The 8,633-nt window shown below is 34.7% G+C and carries 8 protein-coding genes and 2 tRNA genes; 3 read left to right on the top strand and 7 right to left on the bottom strand.

The features are described from left to right. A partial coding sequence (locus MYP_RS20760) for a SprB repeat-containing protein (RefSeq protein ID WP_045467713.1) occupies nucleotides 1–1,561 on the bottom strand: 1,561 nt, incomplete at its 3' end. Nucleotides 1,562–2,670: 1,109 nt separating this feature from the next. Here MYP_RS20760 and MYP_RS26220 point away from each other — a divergent pair. Together MYP_RS26220 and MYP_RS20755 are read left to right on the top strand one after the other, a co-directional pair. Further along, nucleotides 2,671–2,922, top strand: coding sequence for a hypothetical protein (locus MYP_RS26220; RefSeq protein ID WP_156140763.1), 252 nt, complete (start codon nucleotides 2,671–2,673; stop codon nucleotides 2,920–2,922). Beyond that, on the top strand, nucleotides 2,867–3,382 hold the full coding sequence (locus tag MYP_RS20755) for a hypothetical protein (protein WP_045467712.1): 516 nt from the start codon (nucleotides 2,867–2,869) through the stop codon (nucleotides 3,380–3,382). Before MYP_RS26220 ends, MYP_RS20755 begins: the two co-directional genes overlap by 56 nt. A 519-nt stretch (nucleotides 3,383–3,901) precedes the next feature. Here the strand turns inward: MYP_RS20755 and MYP_RS20745 are convergent. Together MYP_RS20745 and MYP_RS20740 are read right to left on the bottom strand one after the other, a co-directional pair. Continuing rightward, nucleotides 3,902–3,973: transfer RNA gene (locus MYP_RS20745), tRNA-Glu, on the bottom strand. A 124-nt stretch (nucleotides 3,974–4,097) separates the two neighbouring features. After that, a tRNA-Glu gene (locus MYP_RS20740) sits at nucleotides 4,098–4,169 on the bottom strand. Between the two features lie 334 nt (nucleotides 4,170–4,503). On the opposite strand from MYP_RS20740, the gene gap reads away from it, so the two are divergent. Then, nucleotides 4,504–5,511 carry a type I glyceraldehyde-3-phosphate dehydrogenase gene (gene gap, locus MYP_RS20735; RefSeq protein ID WP_045467708.1) on the top strand — a complete coding sequence of 336 codons (1,008 nt, stop codon included), beginning with the start codon at nucleotides 4,504–4,506 and terminating at the stop codon, nucleotides 5,509–5,511. A 108-nt stretch (nucleotides 5,512–5,619) separates the two neighbouring features. On the opposite strand, the gene MYP_RS20730 is transcribed toward gap, so the two are convergent. The 4 genes from MYP_RS20730 to MYP_RS20715 all read right to left on the bottom strand — a co-directional run bounded on the left by MYP_RS20730 (nucleotide 5,620) and on the right by MYP_RS20715 (nucleotide 8,474). Further along, nucleotides 5,620–6,366 carry a hypothetical protein gene (locus tag MYP_RS20730; RefSeq protein ID WP_045467706.1) on the bottom strand — a complete coding sequence of 249 codons (747 nt, stop codon included), beginning with the start codon at nucleotides 6,364–6,366 and terminating at the stop codon, nucleotides 5,620–5,622. Between the two features lie 84 nt (nucleotides 6,367–6,450). Further along, complete coding sequence (locus MYP_RS20725) at nucleotides 6,451–7,074, bottom strand: DinB family protein (RefSeq protein WP_045467704.1); 624 nt, start codon at nucleotides 7,072–7,074, stop codon at nucleotides 6,451–6,453. Between the two features lie 107 nt (nucleotides 7,075–7,181). Next, nucleotides 7,182–7,490, bottom strand: coding sequence for a PRC-barrel domain-containing protein (locus MYP_RS20720; protein WP_045467702.1), 309 nt, complete (start codon nucleotides 7,488–7,490; stop codon nucleotides 7,182–7,184). A gap of 210 nt (nucleotides 7,491–7,700) precedes the next feature. Further along, entirely contained in the window at nucleotides 7,701–8,474 is a 774-nt protein-coding gene (locus MYP_RS20715; protein WP_045467700.1) for a TIGR02757 family protein, read from the bottom strand. Between the last annotated feature and the right edge of the window lie 159 nt (nucleotides 8,475–8,633).

Raw genomic sequence — 8,633 nt, 5'->3', positions numbered from 1 at the left:
ATCCTGTTGAAGCTCCATTACAAAGTACATCTGTCTTACTAACTGTTGCAGATAAAAGTGCTGGTTGAGTTATCGTCTGACCTGGAAGTGCTACAACACAATTATTTGCATCTCTTATATTTAATGTATAACTACCTGATGCAAGACCTGTGAATGAACCGCTTGACTGGTAAGATCCTCCATTAATAGAATACTGATATGGAGAAACGCCTCCTGCCGGGGATGTAATAGTTATCGATCCCGTTGAAGCTCCATTACAAAGTACATTAGTTTTACTTACAGTTGCCGTTAATAATGCCGGTTGCGTAATAGTATATGCTGCATTCAAGGTCGCAGCACAAGATGTATTTGCAGCATCTCTAATCCGGACATTATAAGTGCCAGCTCCCAGTCCGGAAAAAGTAGCTGACGATTGCCATGTCGATCCTCCATTTACCGAATATTGATAACTTCCGCTTCCTCCCGATGGGCTAATTGTAATACTACCTGTTAAGGCTCCGTTACAATTCACATTTATAGAAGCAATAGTCCCACTTACGTTCGGATTTACTGTTAATGTTGCAGTATTGGAAATTACAAAATTAGGGCAAGAGTACACCAACACTCTATACACATTACCACTCATTCCAGCTGTTACACCCGATAAGTTTAATGTACTCCCAGTTTGTCCTGAAAGGCTGGTAAACGGTCCCGTTCCTCCTGTCTGAACCTGCCACTGATAAGTATTTGCGGCAGGAGTAGTTGTTACAGAAAAACTTGCATTTCCTCCAGGACATGAAGAAACATTAGAAGGTTGAGTGGTAATATTAGGGTTAATATTACTTACACCAACTGTTGGTTCTACAGTTCCAGAATTGGGAGATGGAACTTTGTTAATTGTCAGTCCACCATTATTCTGGATTCTGCCTGATCCATTATTGGTAAAAGTTCCGGTAACATCCAATCCTCCGCATGGTCCGCCTCCCCCTCTTATAATATTATTATTAGTAACAGATCCATTAACGCCCATAACTCCGGCAAGCGTGACAATTCCACCGCTATTTACATCCAGATTTCCTCCCAAATACATCGTTGATCCTGCGAAAGTATTTATATTGGAACCACTGTTAACTATTACACTGCCACTTACATTAAAGGAACCATAATTATTTATAGTATTGGAATTTAACTGAATCTGATCAGTATTGACTGTTCCATAGTTATTATAAATTACCCCGCTCTGATACAAGCCAGAACCAAAGTTCATAGAATTATTCCATGTCCCGTAGTTATTAAATCTGGCAGTTAATGGAGTATTCGAAACAGAGGCTGAAGAACTTACTGTTATATTATTACCAACACATACTGTTACGTTATTTTGGTAATTTAAATTAATAATTCCATTATAGGTTCCGGATCCAGTTATACATAAAGTTTGATTGCTGGCTGTAGCAGTTATTCCAGTAGAAGAAGTTCCGCTTACATTGACTGTTACTGAACAGCTGCTACATTGACCGTATCCTATACTTATATTAACAAATAAAACTATTGTGACTAAAGTGGTGAGTAGAAAATATTTCATTTAAGAATGTAAGCGAAGATAAAAACTCAAACTATTTGTAGAAATAATAAGCTATACTTTATATATAATAATTCCACCCAAAAGACGTGATCTGTAATGATTATAATGTTACTAAGCATACGATATGCCTATCGGCTGACTTAACAGTGAGTAAACCAATCCTAAAGACTACGAGCTAAGCTATGGAAGAATAGAATTGGATTTTATATACACTAGTATTGAGCATTTGTAAACAAAGCTCAATTGAGAATTCGATTAGTATACAATTGAATCAGCAGCTAATTCTCTTGTTATATAGAATTATTAGATTTTAATTAAAGAAAAGGTTTGTAGAAAGAAACCTTAGATAAAAAGTGTTATTTAAATTAGCCCCCTATAATAACACTTTACGTAATTCAAATATACATCTACCTTTTAAGGCAAAATTTACAATTGTTATTCATTTATTACATCTGAAATAAATCCATCTTCTTTTGCTATCAACACCTGTAAAAGTTTACCTATTTTCCCTGACACCTATTTCGCCATGTTAACGAAACATGTTTTTTATAGTTGCCATTTGTAATATTTAATTTTATCAAATGACAAATGTCTAATCTTTTAAATTTCAACATTCATCCGATTGAGATATGAGGTTATAGTAGGTTTCATATGCTTTTATCAAATACTTAATATAGTTTGAATAATATAATCAATGGTCCTTAAATCATTCAATTATGCTCATAAAAAACTACTACTTTACATTATATCTTTCACAATGAAGAGAACCAGCAGGCACTATAATCCTACTATTTAAAATTTTCCAGATAGATAGAATTACCTAATTATTTTTATTGCTTTTCACCTTGTATATCCACTCAAGTATATATTTCATTTGAATATCCAGTTAGTTATCAGCATCTAAAGACATTCCAGAAAACAATCCTGATATCTATACCATTATATATAAACTGCGAATTGATTTTTTAATTAAAACCTTAAATTTTAATTATGAATAATAATCTACTCCTAAAAGCCATAAATTTTATCTGATTGGTCTAAACCTTGCATCAGCACAGATTACTGACAGCTGCACATTTATTCAAAAAGACAGCATTATAACTATAGAGATGGAATCTACTAACTTAAACGGAGGATTTTGGGTAGTTCAAAATGATGTACCAGGATATACAGGATCTGGATTTATCCAATACATTGGTGGAGATGCAACAGGAGTGACGGGAAGGAGTCAGCTAACATACACATTCAGAGTCAAAGAAACTGGTTGTCATAGTTTTAAAATGAGAGCTTTCAGAGAAATCTATCATGACAGATGTATGGGTAAGATTTCCTCATGGAGGTGTTATAACGAAAATCGGTAATGACAGCACAGGTAGCATGGGAAGCAATTGGTTTAAAGCGGTTATAGGAGCCAGAAACGAATGGTATGGATTTGTTAAAACTCAACATTTAGGAACATCATGGGGTGAAACATTTCATGACATATATGTTGATTTCCCAGAACCTGGCATATATACAGTTCAATTCTCAGGCAGAGCAAGTATGTTCAGAATTGACAGATTTATGCTTTATTATCAAAGAAGCAGCTTCTTTGGAATGAACCCTGGCAATGATGAATCTCCAAAAGAAAATTGCGAACCATATAATACCTTTGATCGTGTTTATCTTTCAAAGCCATTGTTGGATTATACAATCAGAAGTGGAGCAACCTGGACATTTACCATTCCTGAAAATACTTTTGGAGGAGGCACAAGTATTGGCTATTCATCTTTCTTAGGAAATATGTTTCAACTGCCTGCCTGGTTATCTCTTTACCTATGAAGACTTTTATCAAATGATGTTTATAATATCACAAACTGCTCTGAAGATTTATAAACCATATTTTAAAAGGCAATACGGAATACACACACTTTTTCTATCCTTCAGTATTTACAGCATTATCAGGTAAGAAAATAACCGAGCATCCACTGAAGTATATCATAGAATGTTTTCAAGCTTATTATTCTGATAAGGAAATCATATATTACAGCTCCAAAAACCCAGGATTGATGAAGATTCTGCTTCCATAAAAGTTTTATTAAATGGAAAGGAAAACCATTATAAATTGACGCTTTTGAACAATACAGTGGAAAAGGTATCATACCTCTCGTGCAAGTTTATGGCTATTGGTCTGTCTGTGGAAGACAAATTCCAGGTACGATCATATGATTTAACACTAGCACATAAAAACATCTGTATGTATTCTCGGAATTATTTTTCCAAGAATCTATATGAATAAGCCATATAAAAACAAAAAACCACTGTAACATTATCTATTACAGTGGTTTCATTTTTCATTTGTAGCCCGTAGGGGAATCGAACCCCTGTTTCCAGGATGAAAACCTGGCGTCCTAACCCCTAGACGAACGGGCCAAATACGATTTGGTTATTATTAAAATCTTTCCCTTTACACAAGTCCTGAGACCAACTTGAAATAAAGACGAAATTGTTAAAAGCAAAAACCACCATAATTTTAGTTACAGTGGTTTAATTTATGTAGCCCGTAGGGGAATCGAACCCCTGTTTCCAGGATGAAAACCTGGCGTCCTAACCCCTAGACGAACGGGCCAAATATCTTTGGTTGCTAATTATTTTTTTCTCTTTTAGGGAGACGTTTTCGTTAAACGTGGCGCAAAGATAACGGGACATTTTTAATTTGCAAAACATCAACAAAAAAAAGTTTCTTTTTTTTATTAGCTTGGATTAGTCAAAACAGGAAAACAATTATTTTCAAGGCTTTAACATTTAATATTTTATTCTCAAAAAACTTTAAAATTATTAGAAAAATTTCTCAGTAAACATTTTTTAATTCTGGATTACATAAGCCGCATTCAATCTTGCTTTTAGTTTCAACTTATTGTATTATTGTTCCTTGTTTTTAAACCCTAATTATCTAAATCAATATGGCTAAAATAAAAGTCGGTATTAATGGATTTGGTCGTATCGGCAGACTGGTATTCCGCGCTGCAGTAAACAGACCGGATATTGAAATCGTTGGAATCAATGACCTGATAGATGTAGACTACATGGCATATATGCTTAAGTATGACTCTACTCACGGAAGATTTGACGGAACCGCTGAAGCAAAAGATGGTAAACTAGTAGTTAATGGTAAAGCTATCAGAGTTACTGCAGAAAAAGATCCTGCAAACCTTAAGTGGGACGAGGTTGGTGCTGAATATGTTGTTGAATCAACAGGTTTGTTCCTTACTCAGGATACTGCCGACAAGCACATTAAAGCCGGTGCTAAAAGAGTAATCCTTTCTGCTCCTGCAAAAGATGATACTCCAACTTTTGTAATGGGTGTTAACAACAAAACTTACAAGAAAGAAATGAGCATCATTTCTAACGCTTCTTGTACTACTAACTGCCTTGCTCCTGTTGCCAAAGTCCTTAACGATAAATTTGGAATTTTAGAAGGTTTAATGACTACTGTTCATGCTGCTACTGCAACTCAAAAAACAGTTGACGGTCCTTCTGCTAAGGACTGGAGAGGTGGCCGTGGTGCTTATCAGAACATCATCCCTTCATCTACTGGTGCTGCTAAAGCTGTAGGTCTTGTTATCCCTGCTCTTAAAGGTAAACTTACAGGTATGGCTTTCCGTGTACCTACTCCTGATGTTTCTGTTGTAGACCTTACTTGCCGTTTGGAAAAAGGAGCTTCTTACGAGGAAATTAAAAAAGCAATGAAAGAAGCTTCTGAAGGTGAACTTAAAGGAATCCTTGGTTACACTGAAGACGAAGTTGTTTCTAACGACTTCCTTAGTGATTCAAGAACCTCTATCTTTGATGCTAAAGCCGGTATCTCTTTGAATGATAACTTCGTGAAAGTAGTTAGCTGGTATGACAATGAGTGGGGATATTCAAACAAACTTGTTGACCTTATAAGCTATATTGACACTGTTAAATAAACTAACAATTAATATTAGTGATGATAAAATAAGCTCCTCTACAGGGGCTTATTTTTTTATGCCTACATCAAAAAATTTTAACTTATCTGAATATTCAATCAAGAACTTTTAAAACAATAAAAGGAAAAATGGAATAAGGAACATAAAAAACAAAGCTACATACACAAAAGTCAGCTTAAGCTGTAAAAAATTAATTCTACTCCTATATAAAGTAAAAAATACAATACCAGAAACACTGAGGAACAAAGGAATCAGGTCATATTGCTTTATCAATAAACTAATTGGCCATTGTATTAACATTCCTGTTGTAAAAGCATAAAATAAAGAAGTAATACTGTGCTGCCTTAAATCAAAGTGATAAGTATTGGGATACAAAATTTTATAACTCCCCAATGTCATGATGTAAAGTAGTGGAAATACCAAAAGATTTAACCAGAACCATTCGCCTTCTAATCCTGCAATTTTTAAGGCAGCAGCAAGGACCCCCAGATTTAAAACAGCAAGAATAAAAAAATAATAATTTCTGTATTTTCTATCTTTATCAGGACCACAATCACATTCCAGTGCCGCCTGTTCAGGCAATAATATTACATATCGGTTATAGGCAATTATCTTATAAATAAAGATAAAAACACTGAAAATAAAAGGAATATTGATGACTGCATTAAAAAAACCCGTGTTGCTGCCAATAGCTTTCTTGATACCAATAGGACCATACAATACTCCATCAGAAGGATCCAGAAATGCCATTTCATTCTTGAAACGATCTTCATCAATCAGTGATTTTAAATCAGGAGAAAGTTGGTAATATGAAATACATTTGTCTGCAGGAAACAGTCCTGTAATGTTAATCAATTTAATAAGATTAATGCATACCCGGCAATAGCCGTCAAATACGAGGATTTGTTCCCGGACCAAAGGTTTTATATTTCTGTTTGCTTACGAACTATAGTCATCTATTTCCGCTTCAGGAAGCAACTCTGAAGAATCTTCTTCCTTATAAAAGCTTCTGATAGATTTATCAATTTCGCTTTTTTGTCTTAAATGATGACGAAAATGCATTTCAATAATCTGAAACCATTCATACCCTGTAAGCATTCCGAGTGAAGGATGCATAGTCTTATATGTAGATGGGGCCGCATCAAGGTCTTTGGCTATTTTTTGCATTTCCTTGAAAAACTTAAAAAATTCATCTTTCATTTTATCAGGACTTTCCGGCTGGGCGGGAACATATCCGTTTGGGTCAATCCCTGCTATTTTTATTGAAGGGAATTTTCCCAAAAAAAATACAATATGCCCTTTGAATAACTTCTTCCCTTCTTCACTACCCCCTGTTTTTTCAAGGCATTTTCTTATTTCCCGCATATGGTAAGCTCTGGTACCATTGATCAGGTGATCATATACCTGACCAATAGTCCATGCTGAATTTGCTGTTACTTTTTTAAACTGATTAGACCCATAGAAGTCAAGTTCTTTCAGCCAATATTTGGCTGTTTCCAAAAACTTCTTGTAAGTTCTATCCCCTTGTGGTAGATTTTTTCCTTTTGATTCAAAAATACTCATCGTGCCGAAGCTCAAGCAATTATTACACTAATTTACTATATTTTTTCTTGGGAAAACTTCTAAACACTTTAAAAGGACAAAATCAGAGAAAATATTTGCCTTTTATTTTAGTATATGTAGTAAGACTTTCCCTGGTGCTCTATCTGACTATACGCATTAACCAGAGTCTCCTTATCTACGTTCAAAACAAAGTGATTATTGTCATTCCCCTTAACTAAAGCTTCGTACGGGATAGCAAAATTCTTGTTACCAATTCCCATAAATCCACCGAACGACAGGATTCCATATTCAACTTTTCCTTTTCCAGTATCCATTACCCATTCTTTGATCTCTCCAAGATCTTCTCCTTCAGGGTTTTTAACTTTGTCGCCTCCAATTAGCGGAGACGATAATATTTTTTCTTTTTCTGATTTCATAAGAGGATTATTGTACTTTCCTTTGAAAATATAACAGGTCTGCCTCTTGAATTGTTGGTAAGAATTTAAAGGTTAATCCTAAAAATAATATGATAAAAATTTACTCCTGAAAAATAAAGTTTATCAGGTTTTAATATTGAGGCTTTTTAAAGTTCTGCAATAAACTCCTCTAGATTATTTCCCCTTAACTAAATCAAAAAAAATATTCCTTTAAAACTTTTCCTCTACTCCCATACCGAAAAGAGCAAAATCATATTTAACAGGATCTTTAGGGTCAAACTTTTTCAGATTTTCAGTTAATTCCACTGCTGTCTGCCAATCTGTTTGCTTTCGATCAATTAATCCTAATTTTCGTCCCACTCTGTCTACATGGACGTCACAAGGGCAAACCAACTGACTTGGCTTAATATTTTTCCAGATCCCAAAATCCACACCTTTATTATCTTTTCTTACCATCCAGCGTAAAAACATATTTAATCTTTTACAGGCACTGTTCCGGGCAGGTGTTGAAATGTGTTTTTTGGTTCTTTCAGGATAATCTTCCAGACTGAAAAACATTTCATGAAAACCCGACAAAGCTCCTTCTACATTAACTGATGTTTTTGAGTGCCCACGCAGAAAAGCTTCCTCCAATGATTCATGCTTCTCATAAAAAGTTTTAAAAAATTCTATAAAATAAAGAGTATCGGTTGCATTAAATGTCCTGTGTTTAAACTGCGTAAATACCTTTAGATCCAACGGCTTATGATTTTTTATAAAATCATATGGAGCCTGATCCATCAATACGATCAACTCCCTACACTTGCTGATAATCGTAGTTCTTTGTCCCCAGGCTAATACTGAAGCCCAAAGACCCATAATCTCTATGTCTTGTTTTTTAGAAAAAAGATGAGGGATACAAACCGGATCATTTTCTATAAATCCTGGCTGATTGTATTGTTGGTATTTTTCATCGAGAAAATCCCGGAGTGCTTCAAATTTCACCTAATAAATTTTTTTATTAAAACTTATAAGAACCTTATCCTTATCCCTAGCCCTTCTCCTGAAAGAAATGAGAACAGGCAGGATAATAATTAGTCGTTTAGATTTTCTCTAAGAACGGATGAAGAGGGAATATCAGGATTAATTTATTAATCCTGATGT

Origin of the sequence: Sporocytophaga myxococcoides, assembly GCF_000775915.1 — a bacterium.
Lineage (GTDB): Bacteria > Bacteroidota > Bacteroidia > Cytophagales > Cytophagaceae > Sporocytophaga > Sporocytophaga myxococcoides_A.
Note: the sequence above shows the minus strand (reverse complement) of the source record. Positions and strands in the feature narration are given on the sequence as shown.

What these genes read in the sequence shown, in the direction of transcription:
- gap (WP_045467708.1), top strand. Translation starts at nt 4,504, where the DNA reads ATGGCTAAAATAAAAGTCGGTATTAATGGATTTGGTCGTATCGGCAGA.
- MYP_RS26220 (WP_156140763.1), top strand. Translation starts at nt 2,671, where the DNA reads ATGGAATCTACTAACTTAAACGGAGGATTTTGGGTAGTTCAAAATGAT.
- MYP_RS20755 (WP_045467712.1), top strand. Translation starts at nt 2,867, where the DNA reads ATGACAGATGTATGGGTAAGATTTCCTCATGGAGGTGTTATAACGAAA.
- MYP_RS20725 (WP_045467704.1), bottom strand. Translation starts at nt 7,074, where the DNA reads ATGAGTATTTTTGAATCAAAAGGAAAAAATCTACCACAAGGGGATAGA.
- MYP_RS20720 (WP_045467702.1), bottom strand. Translation starts at nt 7,490, where the DNA reads ATGAAATCAGAAAAAGAAAAAATATTATCGTCTCCGCTAATTGGAGGC.